At 54.8% G+C, this 26,974-nt stretch carries 21 protein-coding genes; 4 read left to right on the forward strand and 17 right to left on the reverse strand.

What is annotated here, in order from left to right; genetic code table 11:
* Positions 1-112 precede the first annotated feature (112 nt).
* Entirely contained in the window at positions 113-1,687 is a 1,575-nt protein-coding gene (locus PV433_RS04350) for a sigma-70 family RNA polymerase sigma factor (protein ID WP_332070977.1), read from the forward strand.
* A gap of 230 nt (positions 1,688-1,917) precedes the next feature.
* Here the strand turns inward: PV433_RS04350 and PV433_RS04355 are convergent, their stop codons facing one another.
* Entirely contained in the window at positions 1,918-2,703 is a 786-nt protein-coding gene (locus tag PV433_RS04355) for a DeoR/GlpR family DNA-binding transcription regulator (protein WP_332070978.1), read from the reverse strand.
* 166 nt (positions 2,704-2,869) lie between these two features.
* Between PV433_RS04355 and PV433_RS04360 the strand changes: the two genes are divergently transcribed.
* Positions 2,870-3,328 carry an RrF2 family transcriptional regulator gene (locus PV433_RS04360; RefSeq protein ID WP_332070979.1) on the forward strand — a complete coding sequence of 153 codons (459 nt, stop codon included), beginning with the start codon at positions 2,870-2,872 and terminating at the stop codon, positions 3,326-3,328.
* A 229-nt stretch (positions 3,329-3,557) separates the two neighbouring features.
* Here PV433_RS04360 and PV433_RS04365 read toward each other — a convergent pair whose 3' ends face one another.
* From PV433_RS04365 to PV433_RS04395, 7 genes are all read right to left on the reverse strand, one after another.
* Positions 3,558-4,985 (reverse strand): SulP family inorganic anion transporter, encoded by a 1,428-nt coding sequence (locus PV433_RS04365; RefSeq protein WP_332071186.1) that lies wholly within the window; start codon positions 4,983-4,985, stop codon positions 3,558-3,560.
* A 336-nt stretch (positions 4,986-5,321) separates the two neighbouring features.
* A complete protein-coding gene (locus PV433_RS04370; protein WP_332070980.1) occupies positions 5,322-6,119 on the reverse strand; it encodes a DUF4184 family protein in 798 nt (265 codons plus the stop codon).
* Positions 6,120-6,265: 146 nt separating this feature from the next.
* On the reverse strand, positions 6,266-7,018 hold the full coding sequence (gene map, locus PV433_RS04375) for a type I methionyl aminopeptidase (protein ID WP_332070981.1): 753 nt from the start codon (positions 7,016-7,018) through the stop codon (positions 6,266-6,268).
* Between the two features lie 30 nt (positions 7,019-7,048).
* Positions 7,049-7,687 carry a serine/threonine protein kinase gene (locus tag PV433_RS04380; protein ID WP_332070982.1) on the reverse strand — a complete coding sequence of 213 codons (639 nt, stop codon included), beginning with the start codon at positions 7,685-7,687 and terminating at the stop codon, positions 7,049-7,051.
* Positions 7,688-7,827: 140 nt separating this feature from the next.
* Positions 7,828-9,204, reverse strand: a complete 1,377-nt coding sequence (locus PV433_RS04385) for a sensor histidine kinase (RefSeq protein ID WP_332070983.1) — start codon at positions 9,202-9,204, stop codon at positions 7,828-7,830.
* The gene (locus PV433_RS04390; protein ID WP_332070984.1) at positions 9,201-9,908 is read right to left on the reverse strand and encodes a response regulator transcription factor; all 708 of its coding nucleotides are present in this window, start codon (positions 9,906-9,908) and stop codon (positions 9,201-9,203) included. The genes PV433_RS04385 and PV433_RS04390 overlap by 4 nt, the downstream gene beginning before the upstream one ends.
* Positions 9,909-10,009: 101 nt before the next feature.
* A complete protein-coding gene (locus tag PV433_RS04395; protein WP_332070985.1) occupies positions 10,010-10,630 on the reverse strand; it encodes a phosphatase PAP2 family protein in 621 nt (206 codons plus the stop codon).
* Between the two features lie 155 nt (positions 10,631-10,785).
* Here PV433_RS04395 and PV433_RS04400 point away from each other — a divergent pair, with 155 nt between their 5' ends.
* Positions 10,786-11,652 carry a class I SAM-dependent methyltransferase gene (locus PV433_RS04400; RefSeq protein ID WP_332070986.1) on the forward strand — a complete coding sequence of 289 codons (867 nt, stop codon included), beginning with the start codon at positions 10,786-10,788 and terminating at the stop codon, positions 11,650-11,652.
* 754 nt (positions 11,653-12,406) lie between these two features.
* Here PV433_RS04400 and PV433_RS04405 read toward each other — a convergent pair.
* Positions 12,407-12,811 carry a MarR family winged helix-turn-helix transcriptional regulator gene (locus tag PV433_RS04405; RefSeq protein ID WP_332070987.1) on the reverse strand — a complete coding sequence of 135 codons (405 nt, stop codon included), beginning with the start codon at positions 12,809-12,811 and terminating at the stop codon, positions 12,407-12,409.
* A 251-nt stretch (positions 12,812-13,062) separates the two neighbouring features.
* Here PV433_RS04405 and PV433_RS04410 point away from each other — a divergent pair, with 251 nt between their 5' ends.
* The gene (locus tag PV433_RS04410; RefSeq protein ID WP_190924991.1) at positions 13,063-13,233 is read left to right on the forward strand and encodes a hypothetical protein; all 171 of its coding nucleotides are present in this window, start codon (positions 13,063-13,065) and stop codon (positions 13,231-13,233) included.
* Here the strand turns inward: PV433_RS04410 and gyrA are convergent.
* The 8 genes from gyrA to PV433_RS04450 all read right to left on the reverse strand — a co-directional run bounded on the left by gyrA (position 13,230) and on the right by PV433_RS04450 (position 26,436).
* Complete coding sequence (gene gyrA, locus PV433_RS04415) at positions 13,230-15,674, reverse strand: DNA gyrase subunit A (protein WP_332070988.1); 2,445 nt, start codon at positions 15,672-15,674, stop codon at positions 13,230-13,232. The two genes, PV433_RS04410 and gyrA, sit on opposite strands and share 4 nt — an antisense overlap.
* 181 nt (positions 15,675-15,855) lie before the next feature.
* Positions 15,856-17,793, reverse strand: coding sequence for a DNA topoisomerase IV subunit B (gene parE / locus PV433_RS04420; RefSeq protein ID WP_332071187.1), 1,938 nt, complete (start codon positions 17,791-17,793; stop codon positions 15,856-15,858).
* Positions 17,794-18,080: 287 nt separating this feature from the next.
* The gene (locus PV433_RS04425; RefSeq protein WP_223836370.1) at positions 18,081-19,079 is read right to left on the reverse strand and encodes an ABC transporter permease; all 999 of its coding nucleotides are present in this window, start codon (positions 19,077-19,079) and stop codon (positions 18,081-18,083) included.
* Positions 19,072-20,037, reverse strand: coding sequence for an ABC transporter ATP-binding protein (locus PV433_RS04430; protein ID WP_332070989.1), 966 nt, complete (start codon positions 20,035-20,037; stop codon positions 19,072-19,074). Before PV433_RS04430 ends, PV433_RS04425 begins: the two co-directional genes overlap by 8 nt.
* 12 nt (positions 20,038-20,049) lie before the next feature.
* The gene (locus PV433_RS04435) at positions 20,050-20,853 is read right to left on the reverse strand and encodes a GDSL-type esterase/lipase family protein (protein ID WP_332070990.1); all 804 of its coding nucleotides are present in this window, start codon (positions 20,851-20,853) and stop codon (positions 20,050-20,052) included.
* A 163-nt stretch (positions 20,854-21,016) separates the two neighbouring features.
* The gene (locus PV433_RS04440) at positions 21,017-22,300 is read right to left on the reverse strand and encodes a LysM peptidoglycan-binding domain-containing protein (protein WP_332070991.1); all 1,284 of its coding nucleotides are present in this window, start codon (positions 22,298-22,300) and stop codon (positions 21,017-21,019) included.
* Positions 22,301-22,795: 495 nt separating this feature from the next.
* Positions 22,796-24,667 (reverse strand): ABC transporter ATP-binding protein, encoded by a 1,872-nt coding sequence (locus PV433_RS04445; protein ID WP_442951476.1) that lies wholly within the window; start codon positions 24,665-24,667, stop codon positions 22,796-22,798.
* Positions 24,664-26,436 carry an ABC transporter ATP-binding protein gene (locus tag PV433_RS04450; RefSeq protein ID WP_332070992.1) on the reverse strand — a complete coding sequence of 591 codons (1,773 nt, stop codon included), beginning with the start codon at positions 26,434-26,436 and terminating at the stop codon, positions 24,664-24,666. Before PV433_RS04450 ends, PV433_RS04445 begins: the two co-directional genes overlap by 4 nt.
* Positions 26,437-26,974 lie beyond the last annotated feature (538 nt).

The raw sequence follows: 26,974 nt of genomic DNA on the forward strand, positions 1-26,974 counted from the left end.
CCATCGGAATGAACGTACGATTTTTCGCATTCCTTTTTTATACGATCCTGTAACCTTTTCGTCAGCCTCCGGCACTTAGTTATAGAACGCTGGTTAGAAAGGATGACATCTCATGGATTCGGTAAAAGCGGCGCAGCAGGGAGACCGCGATGCATTCGCTCAACTGGTCCGCCAATTCGGCGATATGGCCTATGCCGTCGCCTGCAATCAACTGAACGACCCTTATCTGGCTGAGGATGCGGTACAGGAATCGTTTGCCGAAGCTTTCGTTCATTTATCCCGCCTGCGCGACCCGAATGCTTTTCCCGGCTGGTTCAAGACGATTGTTACCCGCCAATGCAGCCGGATTGTGCGCCGGAACCGGGAATCGTCCTTGCCGTACGAATTCGTGTCACAGCTCGCCTCCGACCAGCCCTCGCCGCACGAGCTGGCGGAGAAAAGAGAATTCCGCCGGATGATTCACCGGTCCGTCTCCGTCCTGCCCTACCGGCTGAGGGCCGCGGTCCAGCTGTTCTATATTCACGGGTATTCACTCGCCGAAATTTCGGCCTTTCTCGGAACGCCGGTCCCGGCCTTGAAGAAACGGTTGTTTGATGCCAGACGCAAATTGAGAAGCGTGATACCGGTTGCGGATTTCGTATCCGTATTCCGGGAGCTGAATGAAGGAGGAAGTAAGGTGCTGCACATTGTTAACGGCGATTCGGTAGCGGAAACTTTAGAGCAAGGGGTCGTTCAGGGGGACATTCTGGTATGGCGGGAAATTTATTCGGAAGGTCCGGTATTTGCCGAGCAGGCGAATCCGGACGCCCTCGCTTTCCGGGCTTCCCGCTTGGAGCAGACGCTCGGGATTCCGCGCGATCTGTTTTTATCCGGCTGTGAGGCGCAGGAGCGGCAGCTGGCCGGATTTCGCGACTATGACGAAATCGTGTTATGGTTCGAGTACGACTTGTTCGACCAGACGATGCTTTGTTACTTGCTCGACTGGTTTTCGAGACAATCGCTGGGACGGACGAAGCTGCATTTGTTATGCATCGGGTCGTTTCCCGGAATCGAGAACTTTCGGGGATTGGGCCAATTATCGGCCGGGCAATTGACATCGTTATCCGGAACGTGGAATCCGGTCAACCACTCGGAGCTGGAACTGGGCAGCCGCGCCTGGCAAGCGTTCGCTTCCCCGGACCCGCGCCCGCTGGCCGCGCTGCTTCAGGAAGACTGCTCCGCTCTGCCCTATCTCAAGGAAGCGTTTCGGTTCCACCTGTCGCGGTACCCTTCGGTGCACAACGGACTCGGAATCGTGGAGCAGCTGCTGCTGGAGCAGCTTGCCGGCGGCATCGACCGGCCGTTTGAACTGTTCAGCCGGGTCGGAGCGAAGGTGAACTGGTTCGGCATGGGCGATATCCAGTTCTGGTCCATTCTGCGTTCGCTGGCGCGGGGACGGGAAGCCCTTCTTCGTCTGGAAGGCGCGTCCGATTTCCCCGGTCTCTCAGGCCCCCCGCCGGAATTCGGCAGCAGCCGCCTTGTCCTGACCGAGACCGGACGCAACGTGCTTGAAGGTGAGCGGGACCGGATCGCAGTGCAAGGAGTCGACTGCTGGCTGGGCGGCGTTCATCTGCATGGCGGTTCTCCCGACTGGCGGTGGGACCCGGAGCGACAAACGATTGTACGGATGGAACCCGGTCCGGAGTAAGGAGACACACCGCACACCTATAGGATTGAAGAACTGCCATTTGCCAACTGCCCGTCCCTCGAGCCAGCACGACATGTGCATCCAGCCCGAGGCGAGGCGGTTGGCCCTTCTTTTTCCGGCGTATGGCACATATCGCCGCTTCGGGCTCGCTCGCAATAAGAATACATCCGCCCCGACCTGTTGCCGGATGCGTCTATTCGAACCGTTCGCACCCCGCCGCCACCGCGCACTCAAAGCGCGTGAATCCAGTTCACATCCAGCTCCTGCATGATCTCTCTCCACTCTTCCGGCATATCTACGTCGCATACGATGGTATCCACCTGCTCCAGATCGGCCATCTTATAAAAACGGGCTTCCCCCAGCTTGGAATGATCGGTCAGGACGACCGTCCGTCTGGAGTGTTCGATAATTTTGCGGGCGAGCTGCCCCCGCTCGGCATCGAACCCGGTAATGCCCCGCTCCGGCGTTACGCCGTCAACCGAGATGAAGGCGATGTCCGCATAAAATTGTTCGACCGCCTGTTCCGCGATCGAACCGGATACCCGGGCGTGAGCCGCATTCACTTTGCCGCCGAGAAAATACGCTTGTCCGGTAAACAGCCCTTTGTTCATATAGTCGATCAGCAGATGGAGCGCAGGCACGGCAAATGTCAGCACGGTCACATTGCGCTTGTCCGACAAATAATGGATCACCTGCTGCGTCGTCGTACCGTCGTCGATAAAAACGACGTCGTTGTCCTCCACCAGCGTAACGCCCGCCCGGCCGATGCGTCTCTTCTCTTCGGCAAACAACACTTCGCGGTTCAAATACGGCGGCTCCTCGCGCGACGGATTGAGCTTGACCGCTCCGCCATACACCCGCTTCAGCTTGCGTTTGGCCTCCAGCTCCTCCAGATATCTTCGGATCGACTCGGAGGATACGCCGAACTGCTCCACCAGCTCCTGCGTCGTTACTTTCCCCTCGCTCTCAAGCCTGTCCAGTATCCATTGTTTTCTCTCCTCGCCTGCAAGCGACATCCGATCAGCTCCCGGAAACATATTCGTATTTTGCCATTATACCACGTTTGTCTCCACAATCTGTATACAACCGCCTCCTGGTGGTCCGCCGGCAGACGGCAGCGATAAGAAACCGCTTTTCAAATCGGACGGGAAGCGTCACAATAGAGAGGGAGGTGGAACTTGGATGACGACACCGGGCAATCAACACCCTTCAACGCCGAAAAGGCTCGGATACGCCCTGCAAACCTTAATCTTGCTGTCCAGACATCAGGACGGCGTATGTCCCAGCTGCAATATGGCGGAGAGCATCGAATCCCAGGCGGCGCTGCTGCGCCGTATTTTGGCGCGGCTGGCCAGCCACGGGTTGGTCGAGGCAAAGGAAGGGCGGGACGGCGGATACCGGCTCGCCAAGCCGCCTGAGGCGATTACGATCGCGGACGTCTACGCCGCTATGCAGGTCGAAGAACCGCTTACCCGCGGCTTGATCGATTCCACCTCAAGCGGAATGTTCGGACAAGAGATGCAGGCCGTCTTCGCCGGATTGACGGAAGATTTGGAGAGACGGCTGCTGGACGGGCTTCGCCGGCAAACGGTCGCAGATCTGATCCGCTCGCTCGAATGCCATACCCGGGCCGCCAGATGAGGACCGAATCGGGGGCTGCTCCCGTACCTCATCCCCTATAAGGAAACAGCTTCTTCACGATTTCCTGAGCCTGAATGAAGAAAAGCTTCTGCACAGGCGGCAGCTTTTCTCGTTGTTTAGGTCATGACGAGCCCCTACAACTACCAATAAGGCACTCCCTACAAAAAAGAATCCCTCCTGACTTCGCATCAAGGATGCGTCCGGAACGGATTCTTTTTTTCGGCGCTCGTTAGGGATTGGCCGGAACGGCCAGCCCCAGCTTGTCGACGAGCTGCCGGCTTTGCTCGTTAAGCCCGACGAGTTGTACCTGTTTACCCGCTTGCGCATATTTGGCCTGTACTTTGGCTATCGCCTTAACCGCCGACTGGTCCCACACATGCGAATGCGCAAAGTCGATCCGCACGATATCGGGGTCTTCCGTTACTGCAAACAAATCGGCGAACGGATACACCGTTCCGAAGAACAGCTGCCCGTACACCGTATAGGTGCGGACGCCTTGATGCTCGGAGGCGGTCGTCCGGATCGACGCCATTTTCCACGCAAATATAATCGCGCTTAGTACCACCCCGGCAATAACTCCTTTGGATAAATCATGAGTGACGACGACAATCGCCACGGTTGCGATCATAACGACCGCATCGCCAAGCGGAACTTTACGAAGCTCCGTTAAGGAACGCCAGTCAAACGTGCCGATCGAGACCATAAACATGACGCCGACGAGAGCGGCCATCGGAATTTGCTTCACTACATTCCCGAGCACGAGGATGAGAAAAAGCAGGAACATACCGGCCACGAACGTGGACAGCCTCGTTCGCCCTCCCGATTTGACGTTGATAACCGACTGTCCGATCATCGCACAGCCCGCCATGCCGCCGAAGAAGCCGGTCACCACGTTGGCAATGCCCTGTCCTTTGACTTCCCGGTTTTTATCGCTTGGCGTATTCGTCATCTCGTCCACAATCGTTGCCGTAAGCAGCGATTCCATAATGCCGACTAGCGCCAGCGAGAACGAATATGGCAGCACGATCCACAATGTGTCCAGCGTGACCGGAACTTGCGGAAGATGAAATACCGGCAGCGAACTAGAGATAGTTCCCATATCACCGACTGTTTTCACATCGATTCCGGTTCCGATCACAATCGCCGATATGATGATAATCGCCGCTAATGCCGAAGGGAACGCCTTCGTCAATCGGGGGAGCAGGTAGATGATGGCCAGAGTCGCGGCGACGAGCGCGTACATCAGCCAGCCCTCTCCTGCAAAATGCGTCAGCTGCGCCATAAAAATCAAGATCGCCAAAGCATTGACAAATCCGGTCAAAACCGAATGAGGGACGAACGTAATCAGCTTGCCGATTCGCAGAACGCCCATCAACACCTGCAAAATCCCGGTGACTACGGTAGCCGCGAACAAATATTCGACTCCATGCTGCTTCACCAAAGTAACCATCACTAGCGCCATCGCTCCGGTCGCCGCCGAGATCATCGCAGGCCTGCCTCCGACAAAGGCGATAATGACGGCGATGCAAAACGAGGCATACAGCCCGACCATCGGGTCCACGCCCGCAATAAGCGAGAAAGCGATCGCCTCCGGAATGAGCGCCAAAGCAACCGTAATGCCGGACAATACGTCGGCTCTCACAGTCGATACGTTCATCGTATTCAATTTTCCGCCAAACACGAGTAAAGCTCCCCCTCTGTAGTTGTATCGTTGACTTTCCACTTTCAGAAAAGTCGGGTCCGATGTTCGCCAGTAGCCATTATACATAAAACGTTCGGATGGGACGAATCCGGCAGTACCGAATGAAAGCGCTTTTATAATCATTATTCTAACTAATCCTCTTGCTTACGAATTATTTCCGACTGATTCTTCTGCACGCGTAGGCCGAGCCAGGCCAAACACCAATAGACGCTCCCCGAACCACTTCTGAAGTGGATAGGAAGCGTCTGCCCCAGCAGTATGGACTCCAGTCGAACTTGGAGCGACTTGACCTCAGCTCCCGGCGCCTTGTTTCCGGTCCGACCGGGGCCTTCTCCTGCGCGCCGTGAGAAACACCGCCGAAGCGGTTATGAATCCGATCACCGCTCCCGTTACCGAAGCGACGGATACAATCATCAATCCATACCTGCGATACCCGGTATCGTACAGCAGTAGGCCCAGCGCCGTAGAGCCGAACGAAGACAACAGAACGACCGACCAATAACCGGTCTTCGCCGGTCCGGATATAAATTCCGGTATATGGATCACATCACGTCTGCGATATATAAAAGCAACAAACACCAGCAGCTCGATCGCCACGCAGACGACAGACAATCCGAACTGGAGCAGCAGGTTGGTGGACCCGAATCCGGGCAGCAGCCAATGAACGAACGCCGTCGTATACGGATACATCAAGCCCCCTTTATGAGTAAACCCGTCCAGAAACAGATGGCTGATCATGCCAACAATGATGGAAACGACCAGAATCGTCCAGGCTCTCGCCCCCGCAATGCGCCATCCCCGTTCCACGTAAGGATACAGAATCCGATCAAGCGGCCGCGGCAGATGAATAACCAGCCCCGGAAATACTAGCTTGTGAAAGAGATAACACATTAGGATGGAAACCGGCAGCCCGATCGTCAGCATCCCCATCGGAGAATGACCGAAACCGGTATCGGCCGGCCGGAGCACGACGAAATTCATCAAATCCGGCGCCAGCGTTCCCGCTACGAGTCCGGTTCTGTTGAACTTGTTCGGAAAAAGCTTGTCGATCGCGATAGCCGTTATCGGATGAGCGGGCGTGTAAGGCATCAAGCACCTCCGGCAGCAAAATCGGGGACGGTATCATCAGGATAAGGCACCGATACAAATCGTATCAGATCCTGTTTTATCTGTCAAATCCGATCCGCTTCCTTATCATTGCGTCTTTAACCGCTAATCGCGCTTATCCCTAGCGGTCAGACAGTCAGCACTACAGGCCCCTCGCTGGTCACCACAACCGTATGCTCGAATTGCGCGACGAGACTGCCGTCCGGCGTCCGGATCGTCCAGCCGTCCTGTTCCTCCAAGACGTATTCCGCACCTGTGGACAAAAACGTTTCGATAGCGACCACGACACCGTTCTGAAGCAGCCGTCCGTCCTTTTTATTCTCAAAATTCACGATATCGCCCGGCTCCTCGTGAAGCTTTCTCCCTACACCGTGCCCGGCCAGATTGCGAATGACCGTAAACCCGCTTCGGCGGGCTTCGCGTTCGATCGCTTTGCCGATCCGGTTCAGCTTCGCCCCCGGCTTCGCTTCCGCGATCGCCAGATCCAGCGCAGTCCGCGAGCTGTCGACCAGCCGCCGCTTCAGCTCCGTATTCGAACCGTCCCCTTCAACGACGATCGTAGCTCCGGTATCGGCGTAATACCCGTCCAGCTCGGCCGACACGTCTACGTTGACCATATCGCCCGTGCGTATTTTTCTGCGCCCCGGGATGCCGTGTGCGGCGACGTCGTTCAGGCTGATGCACGTCACACCCGGAAAATTATAGGTTTTGCGCGGAGCGGAGACGGCCCCGTGCTCCTTCAGCACCGATTCGCCGATCGCATCCAGCTCGGCCGTCGTCATACCGGGACGAACCGAACGCAGCATCGTGTCGCGTGCCATCGCCACAATCCGGCCGATTCGTCTAAGTCCCGCCCAGTCTTTCTCATTCTCAACTGTCATCGCAATCCCTCCCACTGCCTATGTTTCGGATCAGGAGCTGCCTCTTTTGCGGATGATCCGGTACCCCTTGCGCAGCATATTCAGCAGCGGATTCGGGATCGGAACCGTCACGCGCAGCAGAAGCGGCTTATAAAACAAATTATACATCCTTTTGAAATCGTCCCACATCGCACAGTGCTCGTCTTTCAGAAAATCCGATACGTCCAGAACCGCTCCGCGTCCGTCGATCATCATCACATTTTTGCCGTGAACGTCGTGCGGATTAAGCCCTTGCTTCCGCGCATAATCGAGCGCCTTATCGATATCGGTAATAACCCGCTCCGGAATCCGGATTCCTCTTCGCAAACATTCGTACAGCGTCACTCCGGTAAGCCGCTTTAGAACGAGAAACGTATCGTCTGCATAATAACATTCCGAATAGGCCGGATGACGCCCCAGTTTCCGGTATACCTGAATCTCATCGGGCAGTCCGGGACGGCCTTCGGCATAAATTTTGACGACTTTGTCCGGCTCAGCCGGATGGAGCAGTACCGCCGCATAATTGCCGGCGCCAACTACCCTCCACGGCTTGGGTACGAAGACCACTTCAACCGGTTCGTACGGATCCAAACTGCGGATACTCAGCTGCGGCAACAGCTCGTCTTTCACCTGTTTCACATACGGTATCATCAGCAACACACTCTCCCGGACATCACACGGCCGCCGCAAGCCGGACATCCTAATCAGCTACCGGTTTCCCGGTACTAGAATTATCCGGCAAATTCGCGCTTCCGTCAATTCTCCTCCGGATAAAATGAGCGCTTGTACGGTTACGGCGCAGTCAAACCGCCCGAGTCTAACGGGATCGATACGGCCACTCTCGTACCGACGCCAAGCCGGCTTCGCACTGCAATCGTGCCCCCGTGGCGGCTCACAATATTTTTGGCGATCGACAGACCGAGCCCGAAGCCGCCGGTATGCCGTTCCCGGGCATGGTCGACCCGGTAAAACCGGTCGAAGATGTAGGGAAGCTCCTTCTCCTCAAATCCGATCCCCTGGTCCTCCACCTCGAACCGGACCGTCTGCTCATGGGAGGCGACCCGGATTCGTACCGGCTTGGAGCTGTACTTCACGGCGTTATCCAGCAAGATGATCAGCAGCTGTCTAAGCTTCTCCGGATCGCCGGTCATCGGGATGGACTTCGCTTCGCATTCCACCTCGATCCGCCGCTGAAACCCGATCTCCATCGCCGCCGCCGCCGCACGGATGACGGCCAGCATGTCCATCGGCTGCGGCTTCAGCCGGTCCTCCCTTTCCGTATCCGCAAGCTGCATCAGCGCCTCTACCAAACCTTTAAGCCGGTTCGCCTCGTCTTGAATCGCTTCCACCGCTTCGTCCCGCAGCGCTGGATCTTTGCCGCCCCATCTCCGGAGCATGTCGGCATAACTTGCGATAATGGTCAGCGGCGTTCTCAGCTCGTGTGAAGCGTCGACGACGAATCTTTTCTGCTTGAGCACCTGCTCCTCCAGCCGGGCGATCATCTCGTTGAACGTAGTGCCGATTTTGCCAAGCTCATCGGTTTTGTTCGTAAACCCGTCGTCGAGTTTACGGAACGTGCCGCTTTGCTGAATCATGTGCATCGTATTGTACAGCTGCCGGAGCGGTAAAAATATAAACCGGGAATAAAAAAAGCTGCCGATCACCGAGATCATAACCGCCCCGACCGAGGCGAGGACGATGGCCGACAACAACACATCCATATAATCGTTCCACCGGTGAAGCAGCCTCCCGATCTCCAGCACGCCGATTTGTTCATTTTGGGTCTGGATCGGCACGAGCACATACATATACCGGAGCCGGTCGATCCGCTTGATCAGAAACAGCCTGCGATCGACAACTTGAGGCGGCTTAAGCGCGATCGCCTCGTTGTTCAGCAGCTGCACCTTTACCTTGCCGTCCATGCCGACGATCCGGATCATCTCGTCGCTGACATGAAACTCGGCGAACAGCTTATTCGGACTGCGCCAGTTTTTCGGATCAAGCACCTGCTTGTTTTCGAGAATCGACTTCGCCTTGGTCAGCATCAGCTCTTTCTCGCTTTTCGTCGTAATGTTGATGACGAACCAATACAGGAACCCGCCGAACAGCACGAGGATGAACACGAGCCAGGCCGAGGATAACACCATTAACCGGACGCGGAGACTCATGTCGTCTTCTCGCCCTCAGACGGGTCTTTCATGTAATAGCCGACCCCCCGGCTCGTCTGGATCAGCTTCGTTTTATGGCCTTCGTCCACCTTCTGCCTCAAATAACGCACGTACACGTCGACCAGATTCGTATCCCCGGCGAACTCGAATCCCCAAACGTCCGCCAGTATTTGTTCCCTGGACAGAACCGTTCCCGCATGCTTCATAAAATAAAGCAGCAGCTCGAACTCCCGGGGAGTCAGTTCAATGTTCGCACCGCTCCGGACTACCGTTCGCGTCTGGGCATCGAGAGTCAGATCGTCGACCCGGTACGTCTGCTCCTTTCCTTCGGCCTTCAGCCTCGACGAGCGGATCAGTCCGCGCACCCGCGCCATCAGCTCTTCGATCGCAAACGGCTTCGTCACATAATCGTTGGCGCCTAGGTCCAGACCGCTGACCTTGTCCGGAACCGAATCCCGGGCGGTGAGCATGATGACGGGGACCGTCTTGTTCGTCTTGCGCAAGTTCTCAAGCACTTCCAGCCCGTCCATACCCGGCAGCATAATATCCAGCAGGATCATATCCCAGGCGCCTGTCTGCGCCAGCTTGAGCCCTTCCGGCCCCGTCTTGGCCAGCGTGACCTCATATTGCTCGTGCCGCAGCTCCAGCTCCAGCACCCGGGCAATTTTCTTCTCGTCTTCCACCAGCAATACTTTACCGCTCATAGCTCCTCCGCGATCCGTCACATGTCCTAAGAATCCCTTCCGCTTCCACTTGCAGGGTCTTATTCCCATTGTTCCCGACCGGGACGGTTGTAATTCCCTGATTAGGACCGTCTGGACACGGCTCCGGCACATACAAGCATCCAGGCGCCGCCTATGGCAAATCCCGCGACGATATCACTCGGATAATGGACGCCCAGATAGATCCGGCTGATGCCGATCCCCAGGATGAGCAGGATGCCAGCCACGACGGTCGTATAAGCGGCTGCCTTGTTACGCCTTCTCCATTGCCGGTACAGCAAATAAATGATCAGGCCGTAGAACGACGCCGACATGAGCGCATTCCCGCTCGGAAAGCTGTAGCCCGCCGCTTCTATCAAAGCGTCGGCAGTTGGACGCGGCCGCTCGAATACACTCTTCAGCCCTTTGTACAAGCCGAAGGCGACAGCCAGGTTCATGACGAGCATAAGCGGCTCCAGCCGTTTCCTGAACGTAAAGACGAACAAGGCGGCAAACACGACCAGCAAAAGCGAGAATACCGTCGTGGACACCAGCGGGGAAAAAGCTTTGAACACTATGGTCAGACCGTCCGACCTCCAGCCTCTGATCCAGTCTCCGACCGCCTCGTCGAAGGCGGTCGGACCGTCCTTGTGCATCGTAGCCGCCATAACCGCAAACACAACGAGCAGCGCCACAGAACCGATCCAATAGTTCCGTCCTTTCATTCCTAACCCTTCTTTCTTAGTTATCCGTAAAAATTTCAACTCCATGCTATCACAGATCGGCGTCCGTGAACAGAACGGAAAAGGAGAGTGGATATCGGCTTCCTTCATGATGTAGAATAGAGTGGAACCTTAAGATGAAAGAAGGATTGTGCCGCATGTTTTACGCAAACGATTGGAAAGATTACGAATTGCTGGACACCGGAGACGGGGACAAGCTTGAACGTTGGGGCGATGTCGTATTAAGACGACCGGACCCGCAAATCATATGGCCAATCCGCAAAGAGACGGGCGCCTGGAAAAACGCGGACGCTCATTACCACCGCAGCAGCTCCGGCGGAGGACAATGGGAGACGAAGCGCGAGCTGCCGGAGCGTTGGGTGATCGGGTATGACAAGTTATCCTTTTACATAAAACCGACCGGTTTCAAGCATACGGGACTATTTCCGGAGCAGGCGGTTAACTGGCGGTGGATGATGGACAAAATCGCGTCGGCCGGCAGACCGGTCAAAGTCCTCAACCTGTTCGCCTATACGGGCGGGGCGACCGTCGCATGCGCATCCGCAGGCGCCGAAGTGTGCCATGTCGACGCGTCCAAGGGCGTCGTCCAGTGGGCGAAGGAGAACGTGCAGCTGTCCGGGCTCAGTGAGAAGCCGGTCCGGTTTATTACCGACGACGTGTTCAAATTCGTACAGCGCGAAGAACGCCGGGGCAACCGGTATGATGCCATCATTATGGACCCGCCTTCCTATGGACGAGGCCCCGGCGGCGAGACGTGGAAGCTGGAGACGAATTTGTATCCGTTCGTCGAGTTTTGCGCCGGGATCTTGTCGGACAACCCTTTGTTCTTCCTGATTAATTCCTATACGACCGGGCTGTCTCCAACCGTCATGCACAACATCTTGTCGATGACCGTCGCCCGCAAATACGGAGGGACGATCACATGCGGAGAAATCGGGCTGCCGATCACTTCGTCGAAGCTGTTCCTGCCGGCCGGCATTCTCAGCCGATGGGAAAGTAAGTAATCTTCAGATGAAAATCTAAGAATAAGGGAAGTCAGAAAACCAGCTAATAATTGTCAAGTCATCTTGCGATTTTTCGAGCCCCGCCCTGCCAGATTCGATTTTCCTTGCGAAAAGGACCTCAGTTCCCACTTTACCGTGGAATTTGAGGTCCTTTCGTTTGGACATGGGTCGACGTCCCCGAGTCATGCGAGCTTTTGGGGCCCCCCCTTTGACGTGCAACGTGCAAACCCATACGCGTGCCTGTGGAAGGGAATGGGCGAACTTCACTTCAGCCGCTCGCCCTATCGTTATCTTTTTAGGTTTTATGGCGCCAGCACGGCTGCACTAAAGCCCTGAAACAGCTTTATTGCCACCGAAGGCCGGCAGCTTCGCCGAAAACGTAATGGGTACGGGCTCTATCACAAAATGAGAGTCTTTGGCATCCTCTATTTTCGCATTTGCGAAAGACCGAAGCGAATAAAGGCGGTTTGTACCTCTTAAGTCATCCGACTGATGGGGTCTGCACCCTTTTCGTCGATTTTAACAGCTTCAAGCCGCTCTTATTTCCCCATTAAGGCGAGTTTTGGACAAAATAAAAGCTGCAAGCCACTCTTATCCGCTTCCGACCTCATTTACACTTAAGGTACTTTTCCGCAACAACAAAAAGAAGCGTACAGGGCCTCTCCGCTGTGCGCTTCTTTCGTTTCCCTGATATGGAATTCCAGACCGTCTGCTTCCTTGAACATGATTTCCGGGCTAGACCGGAATAGATGGACTAATTAGCTACCTTGCCGAGCAAATACACGAGGAGCTGCTGATTATGAGACGAGATCCGGTCCAGCTGCGAGTGAATGAACTCATTGCGGAGCTCTACGCCGCGCGCGCACTCCGACATTCCTTTCTCGGTCGGAATAATCCAGACGATCCGGCGGTCCTTCTCGTCGCGCTGACGCACGATCAGTTCGTTTTTCTCCATCCGGTCGAGCAGCGTCGTTACCGCAGCCGGGGTCGTATTCAGATGCTCCAGCAGATCGGACGGCTTCATCTGATCCTGGGCAAGCAGCACTTCAAGCACGTTTAACTGGCCTTCCGTAAGCGTCGGAGCAAGCTGCGTCTCCATGTATGTTCTCAAGTCTCTGCTGATTTTACTCCACAGCTTTACAAATTGGTTGGAATACAAATCATTCACCTCTCTTCAGCTTTGCGCGGGCAAAGCCGGCATGGGAAGGGCGGGGACGATCAACGATATCCGTTATGTTGCTGCCTGTCTCTATTATAGCACCCGAGATTGTCGGATTAAAGGTTAATACTATTAATATTTTGCAACAGAAACCGGGGAAAGCTTTAACATTTTGATAGGTTTCAACATATGCTGAAGGATACGGCTCGCGGAACTTGGCGACTGGGAGCGATGAAGGAGGAAAACCCGATATGGATCAGGCGCAAAAAGCGGAGATTGTCAAAAAAGCGTTAACAGAGGGCATAATAAACGACCCACAGTGGCTTCATAAGCTGGATGAGCCTATGCCCGCGTGGGCCGTTATCGAATTAATCGTCAAGCTGCTGGAAAAGCTCGATCCTCCGTACGATACGTACGATTAAAGCGGGACGGACCGTTTGATGACGGCAATGACCCGGTCCCCTTTGGCAACGGGAATAACCGGCTTGCCGGGCGATTTACGATCCTCGATCGACGCCTCCTCGGTCGAGAAGGAGTGCTGGACGCCGCTTTGAAGAATCGCCGTCAGATGAAGCGCATGTTTGACAAAAAACACTTCCTGCAAAGTCGAACCGTTCGGTTTGACCCGTTTGCCTTCCTTGAATTCGAACGTGATGATCCCTTTGCCGCCCCGCCCTTGCACCGGGTAATCGAGCAGGAGCGAGCTTTTGGCGTATCCCAGATCGGTGACGACCCAGATTTCGCCTTCTTCGCCTTCCACCCACTGCGCCGCGATCACTTCGTCGTCATCCTTAAGCTGTATGCCCCTGACGCCCGCGGCCGCCCGGCCCATCGGATTTACTTCCATTTCCTTGAACCGGATGCTCATCCCGAGCCGGGTTACGATTAATATTTCTTTTGAGTTGTCGCTTAGCACGACATCGATCACTTCATCCGAATCGCTGAGCTTTATCGCAACGATTCCTCCGGAGCGGTTCGTGTAATACTCTTTCAGCTCCGTCCGTTTCACTTGCCCTTTTTTGGTAAGAAAGACGAACGATTTGCCGGGATCGTCAAACGACTTGATCGGAATGACGGAGATGATCCGGTCTTCTTTGGCGATCGGAATCACGTTCACGATCGCGGTCCCGTTCTCTTTCCATTTGTATTCCGGAATCTGATGGACCGGGAGCAGATAAGACAACCCTTTTTGTGTAAAAATAAGCAGGCTGTCGATCGTATTCACTTCCAGCAGATGGCGGATGAAGTCGCCTTCCTTGACGCCGGTGCTTTCGATCTCCCCGCCCGAGCGGGTAAACGACAGCATGCTCGTCCGCTTCAGGTAGCCGTCCTGCGACAATGTAACGAGCACGTCCTCCGGCGTCACCATCACTTCCAGGTTCACCTTCAGCTCCTCGATCTCTTCCTGGATATCCGATCTCCGGTTGATGCCGTACTTGTCGCGAATCTCCGTCATCTCTTCCTTGATGACAGCCATCAGCTTCTTCTCGCTCGACAGCAGGCCGCGCAAATATTGAATCGTCTTCTGGATTTCCTTAAGCTCTTTCTCGAGCGAAGTAATCTCCAGATTGGTCAACCGGTATAATTGCAGCGTTAGAATCGCATCGGCTTGCCGTTCGGTGAAGGCAAACTTCTCGATCAAGTTTTTTTGCGCGTCCTGGCGGTTTTTCGAGGAACGGATCGTTTCGATGACAGCGTCGAGAATGTTCAGCGCCTTGACGAGCCCTTCCAAAATATGCGCCCGATCCTCCGCCTTCTCCAGCTCGAACTGCGAACGCCGGGTCAGCACTTCCTTCTGATGGGCGATGTATGCTTCCAGCATCTCTTTGACGCCAAGCTGCCTCGGCGTTTTGTTGACGATCGCCACCATGTTGAAGTTGTAGGCTACTTGCAGATCCGTCTTTTTCAGCAAATACGTCAAGATCCCTTGGGCATCCGCTTCCTTCTTCAGCTCGATGACGATGCGCAGACCGTTCCGCCCGCTCTCATCGCGCACTTCGGCGATGCCCTCGATCTTTTTCTCGATCCGGATATTCTCGATCGCCGTGACGAGCTTCGACTTCACGACCTGGTACGGAATCTCGGTAACCACAATTTGCTGACGGCCGCCCTTCATATCTTCAATCGCGGTTTTCGCGCGGATATAGATACGGCCTTTACCGGTCTGATAGGCTTCCTTGATCCCTTCCGAGCCCATAATGATGCCGCCCGTCGGGAAATCCGGACCTTTCATGATCTGCATCAGCTGCTCAAGCGTCATGCTGGAGTCGTCGATCAGAGCGATGCAAGCGTTGATGACTTCGCGAAGGTTATGGGTCGGAATTTCCGTAGCGAAACCGGAGCTGATGCCGCTGACGCCGTTCACGAGCAAGTTCGGATAACGCGACGGGAGCACGGCAGGCTCCTTGGTCGTATTGTCGAAATTGTCCTTGAACAACACAGTCCGCTTGTCGATATCCCGCAGAAGCTCCATCGCGATCTGCGACAGTCTCGCTTCGGTATACCGCATGGCCGCCGCCGGATCATCGTCAAGCGAGCCCCAGTTGCCGTGCCCGTCGATTAGCGTATGCCCCATCTTCCACGGCTGTGCCATCCGGACCATACCTTCATAGATGGAGGAGTCTCCATGCGGATGATAATTGCCCATGACGTCCCCGACCGTCTTGGCGGACTTGCGGTAAGGCTTGTCCGGCGTATTGCCGGCATCGTACATCGCATACAGGATGCGGCGCTGTACCGGCTTCAGACCGTCGCGGACGTCGGGAATCGCCCGGTCTTGAATAATATATTTGGAGTAGCGGCCAAACCTGTCGCCGACTACTTCTTCGAGGAATGCAGGCAAATGCTGTTCGGATGCGCTCAAGCTCGGATCACCTTCCTATCGATAATTAACAAACGCAAATTGGGATGCGAAAAGGGCGGAACGTTCCGGCTGATGCCGGCAGAAACGCGGAATAACTGTAAATTCAACGAATTTACAGCAAAAGCGCGACAACCGCGACCGATCTTCAAGGAGGTCGAGAAGCCGGTCGGATGCGGGCCTCCTACTCCTCGTATTCCGTAAAATCTACATTTTCGATAATCCACCGTTTGCGCGGGTCCACTTTATCGCCCATCAGTGTCGATACGCGGCGTTCGGCTTTGGCCGCATCTTCGATCTGCACTTGCAGCAGCGTCCGCTGCTCGGGGTCCATCGTCGTCTCCCACAGCTGATCCGGATTCATCTCGCCGAGTCCTTTGTAACGCTGCAGCTCGACGTTTTTCCCCATTTCCTTTACAATCGCCGCGAGCTGTTCGTCGGAGTATGCGTACTTGACGACCGTCTGCTTCCCGGCCTTCTTGGACACCTTGAACAGCGGCGGCTGGGCGATGTACACCCGTCCGGCATCGAGCAGCGGCTTCATATACCGGTAGAAAAACGTCAGCAGCAGCACCTGGATGTGCGCGCCGTCCGTATCGGCATCGGTCATAATAATGACTTTGCCGTAATTGATTTCTTCGAGTTCGAAGTCGGACCCGACTCCCGCGCCGATCGCCGCGATGATCGCCTTGTACTCGTCGTTCTTCAGCACGTCGGCCAGCTTCGCCTTCTCCGGATTCATCGGTTTTCCCTTCAGCGGCAGCAGCGCCTGATGGCGCGAATCGCGTCCCTGCTTGGCTGAGCCGCCGGCGGAATCCCCCTCCACGATGAACAGTTCGTTGCGCATATGGTCTTTGGATTGCGCCGGCGTAAGCTTACCGCCCAGATTGGAGCTTTCGCTTTTGCCTTTTTTGCCGTTGCGCACTTCTTCCCTAGCTTTGCGCGCCGCTTCCCTCGCCTTGGCCGACTGCACCGCCTTGCGGAGCAGCAATTGGGCGACTTGCGGATTTTCCTCGAGAAACACCGCCATCTTCTCCATCACGACGGCATCGACCGCACTGCGCGCCGATGCGCTGCCGAGCTGGTCTTTCGTCTGGCCGACGAATTCGACCTCGCCCATCTTGATGTTGATGACGATCATCATGCCTTCGCGGAGATCGACGCCTTCCAGGTTTTTATCTTTTTCTTTCAGCAGCCCCGCTTTTCTCGCATATTCGTTCATGATCCGGGTGAAAGCGGTTTTAAAGCCCGTCTCGTGCGTACCGCCCCCGCGTGTCGGAATCGAGTTGACGAACGAAGCGATCGTCTCGGTATATCCGTCGTTATACTGGAACGCCACCTCGACCTCGATCTCGTCCTTCTCCGCCACAAAATGGATCACATCGTGCAGAACCGTCTTGTCCTCGTTCAAAAATTGGACGAACTGTTTCGCTCCGCCCGCATATTCGAACGTCTCCTCGTTGCCCGAACGTTCGTCCTTCAAATGGACTTTCAGTCCGGAGTTCAGGAAAGCGATCTCCTGCAGCCGCTCCGACAACGTATCGTAATTAATCGTCGTCCCGCTCTGAAACACCCGTTTGTCCGGCTTGAACGTAATCTGCGTGCCGGAACGGTTCGTATTACCGAGCATCTGCAGGCCGGTTACCGGCTCTCCCACATGCTCCTTGCCCGATTCGTCCACCCAATACTCGAACCGCTGCCGGTGCGTCTTGCCGTCACGCCATATTTCCACTTCCAGCCATTCGGACAACGCGTTCGTAACCGAAGCGCCGACGCCGTGAAGCCCCCCGGATTTCTTATATCCGCTGCCGCCGAACTTGCCGCCCGCATGCAGAATCGTAAATACGACCTGCGGAGTCGGTATTCCGGTCTTATGCATGCCTGTAGGAATTCCGCGGCCGTTATCGCGAACGGTTACGGACTGATCTTTATGTATAATGACATCGATCTTCGAGCAAAACTTCGCGAGATGCTCGTCAACCGCGTTGTCGACGATTTCCCAGATCAAATGGTGAAGCCCGGAAGCGCTTGTGCTCCCGATATACATGCCCGGCCTTTTGCGGACAGCCGTTAGCCCCTCGAGTACCTGAATATCGTCCGCATCGTAACCGGAAGAAAGCACGTCCGATGACGCGCCTGCGGCCGGCTGTTTATTCGTGGCAGCTTTAGCGCTTCCCGATTGTTTCTCTGCGGAAGCTTTGCCGCCGTTACCCGATTTGCCGCCCGGCGAAGCAGGCGCCGTTTTTTTACCGTCCGATGACGCCGGTGCCGAAAACAAGTCCAACTGCTGCTCTGACAATCCGCGTGCCCCCTATTCTTTCGTTTCTTTTGTGACAGCTATTATGCATTATACTCAAAGCGGGCCGCTTTTACCATGCCCGTCTGAAAAGCGGCTCCCGCCTGCAACTCCTAGTTCAAAATATCTTTTTTGGTGAATACCCAAAACGACACGATCAGCGACGCGATTCCCCATACTGCTAGAACGGTCATCGAGAAGGCGAGATCCATCCCCTCGATCGGCGGCAGCCTGCCGGACAAGTAGTCGGTCAGGGTCAGATTGACCATAAACAAATATTTGGCCGTCTCCCAGGACGATACCATGTTCGTCAAAATGTTGCCGGCGATCAGCACCGCCAGCATAATCCCCATCCCCGCCGCCGTGCTTCGCACGAGAACCGATACCATCAGCGACATGAATCCGACGATCAGCGCCGCGAACCAGACGAGTCCCATCTCCATGATGAGATAGAGCCATTGCGGCACGGGATGCACGTTCGACGCATCGACCTCGGAACCGACGATCTTGAAGCCGGTAAACGACGGGAGCTGCCAGCCTCCGTAGCCGAATACGAGACCGGATATGAGATACGCCAGCAAAGCCGTCGCCAGTACGGTCAGCGATATGTAAAAGATGAGCGCGATATATTTGCTCGCCAGCACTTTCCATCTCTGGACCGGCCTCGTCAGCAGCAGCTTGATCGTCCCGGCGGAGTGCTCCGAGGAGACGAGATCGGACGCGATCACCATCACCATCAGCGGGATGAACAGCCCGATCGCATTGGCAACGAACGTAGTCGTGAAGGTAACTCCGTTCGGTGCCTTCGGATCGACGTTTTTGTCCAAATAATATTGCAGCACCTTCACCTGGACGCGGATGTACTTTTTCCATTCCTCCGGCACCCGGTTGCTGGCCAGCCGGTTCGTATAGTCCTGAATTTGCTGCTGAGTAACGAGTCTCCAGTCTTGGGAGCCGAACTGCTTCTGGTTGTTTTGAGCCACTTTCATCTGTGCATACGTAAACATCGGAATAAGAGCAGCCAGCAGAAGCAGAATGACGAGAAACCGTTTTTTCTTCCATATCTTGATCGTTTCGTTCTGAACCAATGGCAAGAGCCCGATGCTATTCAATGTTCTCCCCCTCCGTCAAACGCAAGAACAGCTCCTCCAGCGTCGGATGATGGATGCCGATCGAATAGACGCGAACGCGCGCCGCCACGAGTTTCTCGTTCCACTCGGGTATCCGCTCCTGCTCCATCCGCACGGTCAGCTTGCGTCCTCCCGCCGAATCCTCTCCGTCAAGCTCCGGATCAAGCCGGACGGAATCGAGCACTTGAACGGACGGATCGGAAGCCAGAATCTCTCTCGCGCGTTCATACGGCTCGACATGCCAAACGATCGTGCTTCCCGACTGCTGAAGCAGCTCGTCCACTTCGCCGACGGCGATCACTTCACCGTGGCTGATGATCGCCACCCGATCGCACATTTGCTGGATCTCGCTTAACAGATGGCTGGATACAAACAAGCTTAGCCCTTCCGAGGCGAGCCTGCGGATAAACTCGCGCATTTCTTTGATTCCTTGCGGATCGAGGCCGTTGGTCGGTTCATCGAGAATGAGGAGGCTGGGCTGGCCCAGCAGAGCTTGCGCGATGCCGAGCCGCTGGCGCATGCCCAGCGAATACGTCTTGACCTTATCGTGGATGCGCTGGCCGAGTCCGACGATATCGGTAACCTCGCGAAGCCGCTGTGCTCCGACGCCGGGAAGCATCCGGGCAAAATGCTCAAGATTCTCCCAGCCGGTCATATACGAATACAACTCGGGATTTTCGACGATACAGCCTACGTGTCTCAATGCGTCCGTTGGCTGCCTGGCTACATCGTAGCCGCCAAGCGTGATGCTCCCTTCGGTCGGCTTGATCAGCCCGACCAGCATCCGGATCGTAGTCGTTTTGCCGGAACCGTTCGGCCCGAGAAATCCGAATATTTCGCCGCGCCTGACATCGAACGATATCCCTTTAATAATGAGCCGGTTTTTAATCTTTTTCTTCAATTGATGGACGGACAGTACGACAGACGAATCCTGGCTCATAACCGGACCTCCCTATTCAAGCGCCTGCACGACGCGGTCTGCTATTCGCACATACCCTTCCTGGTTCGGGTGGAAGTGGTCGGTGTACATATACTTGTCGAATTGAAGCTGAAACAGGTCCATCGTCGGTACAAACACCATATTGGGGTACTTGTTCGCTACCCGGAACGCCGCATCGTTCCACTCCTGAATATGGACGGAAGCCGGGCGCATCTCCGGCAGATCATAAAACGGGTTGTACACGCCGACGTACACGATCGTCGCCTTCGGATTCAGCTCCGCCAGCCGGGTTAAAATGTGCTCCAGCCGTTTTTGCGGCTCCGGCATCCGCTCCCGGATCTTGACCGGATCGAGCTCGTCCGTCTGCGAATTCATCACATCCCGGCCGATCGCGAACAGATCGTTGCCGCCCATCGTCAGCAGGACGATATCGGCCCGTTCGATGCCGTAAGGCACGCCTTTTGCGTTTTGCAGATCGTTAAGCAGTTGCCCGGTTGTGTACCCGTTAACGGCGTAATTGCCGATTACATTTACCTGTTTCTTCGTAGCGGCCGCCAGCTTGTCCTTCACGTTCTGGACATACCCTTTCCCGCTGACGTCACCGGTCCCGACCGTAAGCGAATCGCCGAGCGCCACGATATCCACTGTCGTCTTCGTCTCCGCCGCCGGCTGTGGCTGCTGCGGCTGCTGTACGAAGTCGGCCGGCTTCGGGTTCATAATATCGTTCATCGCATACACGAGACCGCCGGCCATCAGAAGAGTGGATATCGCCGCCATCGTGCCGATCGTTCTCCATAACGTTCGCGTCGTTTTCAAGACGACCCCTCCCAAATAGTACGCGCGAAAATGGCGCGCTAACTTTAGAGTAAAGGTTCCGACTTTATTTTGCAAATCAAGCCTTTGAAAAAAAACCTTCCCGGATAAGGTCCGGAAAGGCTTTGCGCAAATACGGTTTATGAACTAGCGTCGTTGCCCGGAATTACTTAAGCGACTTGATCGTAAAATTCGCTTCGAGCAGCGCCCAATTTTGCGGGAAGCTTTGGCCGAGCACCCAATAGCTGATCCCGCGCAGCCCGTATTCCTTGATCAGGTCGAACTTCGCCTGCATGCTGCGCGCGTCCTCGAACCAGACGATATGCTCCTTCGCATCGTTGTCATAATACGAGAAGTGAGGAGCTTGAGCGGTATAATCGTACTGGATATAGGCGCCGACATCCCGGGCCAGCTCGACGGCCGCCTTCGGACTTAAGGTCGGGGCGAACTTGCCTCCTTTGACATACGGAAGCGTCCAATTGTAACCGTACAAAGGCGCGCCCATCATGATCTTGCCCGCCGGTATAACTGAGAGGGCGTATTCAAGCACGCTGCGTACTTGCGGGATCGGGGCTACAGCCATAGGCGGTCCGCCGGACCAGCCCCATTCGTAAGTCATAATGATGACGAAATCAACGATTTCGCCGTGCGCCGGATAATCGTGAGCTTCGTACCATTGCCCGGCCTGTTCCGCGCTGGTCTTCGGGGCAAGCGCCGTGGAGACGAGTTTTCCTTCCGCGTGAACGCGAGCCGTTATTTCTCCCAGGAAGGCGTTATACTTCTCCCGGTCGGCCGGATACATATGCTCGAAGTCGATATTCAGTGCATAAAACGACTTTCGTTTCATCGTCGCTATTACGTTGTCGATCAGGTTTTGCCGCGCTTCCGCATTATCGAATATCGCCCGCGCGGTGTCGGGGGTGAACGTCCCGCCTTCGAAGTTGGTGATGACCATCATTGGCACCGATGGGGTCGGCCGGATCGCAGCGAGCGCCGCTTCGTCGTTCGGAGCTTGGAGCGTCCCGTCCTTCTGGACGACATATTGGAAGATGCTGAAGTATGTAAGATAGTTTGCCGTCTCCGCTACGATACCCCGGTCCTTCTCCGCATTCGACGGCTGCAAGTAACCGTTCGTCTCGATTACCGGTCTGACCGGCTCCCCCGGGACGCGAAGACGCTGGCCGATATATAACCGGGACGGGTCGGTTATTTGGTTCGCTCTCATCAACTGATCGACAGAAGTGCCGTACTTGCGGGCAATCGTCCACAACGACTCTCCGGGCGTTACGACATGGACCCGATCTTTCGTAGGAATGACGAGCGCCTGACCGGCGACCAGTCTCGTCGGATCGTCGATTCCGTTTATTCGGGCGACTTCGTCCGCCGTCACTCCATAACGTTTCGCAATCGCCCATAATGAATCGCCCGGCTTGACCACCTCGATTAACATAGATCTCCTCCCTCTTGTTCCGCGCTTTCAATTGCCGCAGTTTCCGCTCTAAGGCAAGCGTATTCGAAAGAGGCTCCAATATTGCCAGTCCTAATAAAAATAAATCGGGCGAATCAGAAGAAAAGCTTGCAAACGAAGCCTTTTCCACAATGATGACGCTAGCTGGCGCTAACTAGCCTTTATAACGACGCTTGCTAACACTTACTAATCCTTGCTAACCTTTACTAACACTTGCTAACACTTGCTAACCCAATAAGAGTCTTTGGCACCTTCTATATTCGGCAAATGGATTGCTGGCACAGTCAGAAAACACTTAAACGAAGCTTTGCCGCGATGCGATGTATGATGAGGCCTTCGTTAGTTGTACGACCTGCGTTGGTGGTAGCTTGTCTTGCGAACAGCAAGTATCCGCTTCTCCGGAAACGTATACTTGCTCTTAAAAATAATCCGCCGCCGCTTCTCGGAGGAAGCGGCGGCGGATTGCCTGACGGAAGCTTAGACAGCTTCGCTTAAAAATTTGTATTGGGCTTGCACGAGTCCGTGATAAATGCCTTCCAGCCGCATCAGCTCGTCGTGATTGCCCTCTTCCATTATATTACCGTGATCCAGCACCACGATTTTGTCGGCTCCCCTGATCGTGGACAACCGGTGAGCGATAATAAACGAGGTACGGCCGATCAGCAGCGTCTTCAGCGCTTCCTGGATTTTCAGCTCGGTTTCCGTATCGATGCTCGCTGTCGCCTCGTCGAGAATTAATACCTGCGGGTTGGCCAGCAGCGCCCGGGCGAACGAGAGCAGCTGGCGCTGTCCCATCGACAGCATATTGCCCCGTTCCTCCACCTGAGTGTCGTAGCCGTCAGGCAGCTTGCTGATGAAATCGTGGGCGTGCACGGCTTTGGCCGCCGCCTGAATCTCATCGTCGGTCGCGTCCAGCCGTCCGAAGCGGATATTATCCCGGATCGAGCCGGAGAAAATAAACGTATCCTGCAGGACGATTCCGACTTGCGAACGCAAGCTTTGCAGCGATACGTCGCGGATATCGTGGCCGTCCACCAGCACGCGCCCTTCGACCGGATCGTAGAACCGGCACAGCAGGTTCATAATCGTACTTTTGCCCGATCCCGTATGCCCGACCAGCGCCACCGATTCGCCCGCCTTCGCTTCCAGGCTGATTCCTTTCAACGCCGGACGGCCGCGCTCGTATTCGAATACGATATGTTCGAACCGGACATCGCCCTTGATCGGCGGCAACGTCTTCGGCTCGGCTTTCTCCGCCACATTCGGCTTTTCGTCCAAAAACTCAAATATCCGTTCCGACGAAGCCATCGCCACCAGCATCTGGTTGTACATCTGCCCGAGACGGTTGATCGGCTCCCAGAAGTTGCCGATATAGCTGGCAAAGGCGACCAGCATCCCGATCGTAAGCTCCTTGGATTCGATCAAATAACTGCCGTACCAGAACAAGATACACGTACCGATGGCTGCGGTCAGCTCGATAATCGGTCCGAACGCCTGGTTGAGCATCGACGCCCGGTCCCACGATTTTTTGTTGATCGTATTCATGTCATCGAAATATTTAATGTTTTCCTTTTCTTGCGTAAAAGCTTGAGTGACACGGATGCCCTGTATCGATTCGGCCAAATGCGAGTTAATCCGGGACTGCTTCATGCGGACGTCCTGCCAGGCTCTTCGAATCCGTTTACGCAGCGATGTCGATACGATGAACATCAGCGGTACCGTAATAATAATCGCGATTCCGAGCTTCGGACTAAGCGTCAGCAGGATGATGACGATACCGACGAGCTGCACGCAGTCGATCATCAGGTTGACGACGCCGTTCGTAAACAAGTCCTGCAGCGAGTTCACGTCATTCGTAATCCGGACTAACACCGACCCGGCCGGACGTTTGTCAAAAAAGCGGAACGACAGCTGCTGGATGTGGCTGAATAATGCATATCGCAAATCGAACAGCACTTTCTGGCCGATCACGTTAATATACCGGATCCGGTATACGTTGACGAGCCATTGCACCACATACAGGGCAAGCATCGTCGATGCATAGATGAGCAGCAGGTTGCCGTCGCCGTTAAAGATCGCCTTGTCGATCGCAAGACTGATCAAGTAAGGGATGGCGAGCTTGGACAGCGTACCGAGTATCATCGTAACGAGTATAATCGGCAGCAATTCCCGGGAATACGGCTTCAAATATTCACCCATTCGCTTCAACTGACTCCAGTCGAACGCCTTCTCCATCTTGTCGTCGTCCTGGTAGATGAAACGCTCCTGCGAATTCGAATTTCGGCCCGCCGTTTTAGACGTAGTATCGGATTTTGGGTTAGTATCGGAATATTCCTTGGACTGGCTCAATTGGCCACCCTCCGTTCTTCCTTGTGCGAGGTAAAATCCGGATGATCCGAATATTGGATTTTGTAAGTTTCAAAATACGCTCCCGCCTGCTTCAGAAGCGACTCGTGCGTTCCGCGCTGGACGATACGTCCTTCGTCGAGTACGAGTATTTCATCGGCATGCTTCAGAGAAGAGATCCGGTGCGCGATAATAAAAGTCGTACGGCCCTTCATCAGTTCCTGGAAACCGGCTTGGATTTCGTGCTCCGTCTCCATATCGACCGCGCTCGTCGCATCGTCCAGTATTAAAATTTTCGGGTCTTTGATTAACGCTCTGGCGATGGCGATCCGCTGTTTCTGACCGCCGGACAGCCCCATACCACGTTCGCCGACCACCGTATCGTAACCGAGCGGCAGCTCCATTATGAAATCATGCGCTTTCGCCAGCTTCGCGGCGCGGACGATCTCTTCGTCAGATACATCCTTGCGGCCGTATGCGATATTGTTGCGAATCGTCGAGGAGAACAGGAACGTCTCCTGGAAGACAAGCGCGATCTGCTGACGCAGTGTCTCGATCTTAATGTCGCGAATGTCCTTGCCGTCGAGCAGGATACGGCCTTCTTTAATATTGTAAGCCCGCAGCATCAGCTGGATTACCGTCGACTTGCCCGATCCGGTTCCCCCGAGCAATCCGATTACGGAGCCTGCGGGCGCATCCAGATCAAACTTCGTAAGCGCCGGCTGCTTGTCGGGATACGCGAAGGTCACCTCGTCGAAGCGGATCGAGCCGGATACTTGCTCCGGTCGGAGCGCGACTGCATTATCCTTGTCTTTTACATGTACGTATTGATTCAATATTTCCAATACGCGTTCGCCGGAAGCCTTTGATTGCGTGTAGTTGTTAATATGGAAGCCGATATCTCTCATCGGTGCGATAATGTACCAGATAAAGCTGAAAAATGCGACCAGTTCGCCGATCGACATCGAACCGTTGATGACGAACATACCGCCCGTGACGAGCAGGATAGCGACGCATACAGAGGACAGCAGTTCCATCATCGGGAAATAGTTCGCCCACGTTTGCGACAAATGAATGTTGCTTCCTTTATACTCCTCGTTGCGGACTGTGAATTTCTCCACCTCGTAAGGCTCGCGCGCAAACGATTTGACCGTTCGCATGCCGTTGATATTCTCCTGTACTGCCGTCGTTAAGTTGCTGTTGGCAAGTCGGATCGCCCGGAACCCCGGATGAATTTTGCGCTCCAGACGAAGTGCGGTGAAGACGAGAAACGGCATCGTCACAAAGGTAACCAGCGTCAGTTTCCAGTCCATCAGGAGCATCGTAATGGTGCCGAACGTAAACATGATGAACACGTTTAAAATTTGCGCAAATCCGAATCCGATAAACTGGCGGATCGCTTCCAAGTCGGCCGTCAGCCTGGACATCAGGTCGCCCGTCTTGGCTCTGTCGTAATATTGAAACGACAAGTATTGCAGCTTCTCGTACAAGGCGTTACGCATGTTAAAAGCGACGCGGTTGCCGAGTCTTCCTCCGGAGAAGCCGTGCAGGAAAGCGAAGGTCGCTTTGACCGCCACTACGGCGACAACGGTAAGCGCCAGATAGGGCACCCACTGATATTGCTCCTGCCTAATGACATCGTCAATCAGAAATCGGAGCAAATGAGGGTAAACGAGCCCGAGTGCAGTGGAACACATCAAACAGACAATCGATGCGAACAGCAAGTAACGATCTTTCCAGTAAAATTGCTTCAATTGCTTTAATACGTTCATGGTCGCCCTCCCAGCCGGCCGCTTTCCAATTTCTTAATGAATCTTATCACCATCCCTCCTATCGAGCAATCGGGCGAATCGGGTAAAACGATCAATATCACCCTAAAACCCACAAAAAGAGACGAAAACGGGAAGGAATCCATGCGATTCTTCCGAATCATCGCTTTATGAACCTATGGATGCGCTTTCTTGAAAGTTGTGAAGATTGGGTGAAAATGTCGGGGAATTCTGGCCAGAGATACCGGTCAAAGCTTCCGGAATATGGGATTTTGCCCGTTGGCATAAGGCCCCGGCCGTTGCTCCGGGCTGTCAGATAAGCGGACAGGCTCCCCCCATTTCCGTGAAACCAGAGCGTTGAGCTTGGCAAACCATGGAATCCGAGACGAATAGAAACGGTTTACACCGCTTATTTAACCAATTGGCCCGGTAAGCCTACTTTTCGCGGATAATAGAAGCTTCCAACCGACTTCCAACCGCTCTTATTTTCTTGCTCATGCGGTTTTCAGACCAAATAGAGGTTACAAACCGCTCTTAGTTG

Source organism: Paenibacillus sp. GYB004 (assembly GCF_036577605.1).
Classification (GTDB): domain Bacteria; phylum Bacillota; class Bacilli; order Paenibacillales; family NBRC-103111; genus Paenibacillus_AB; species Paenibacillus_AB oceani.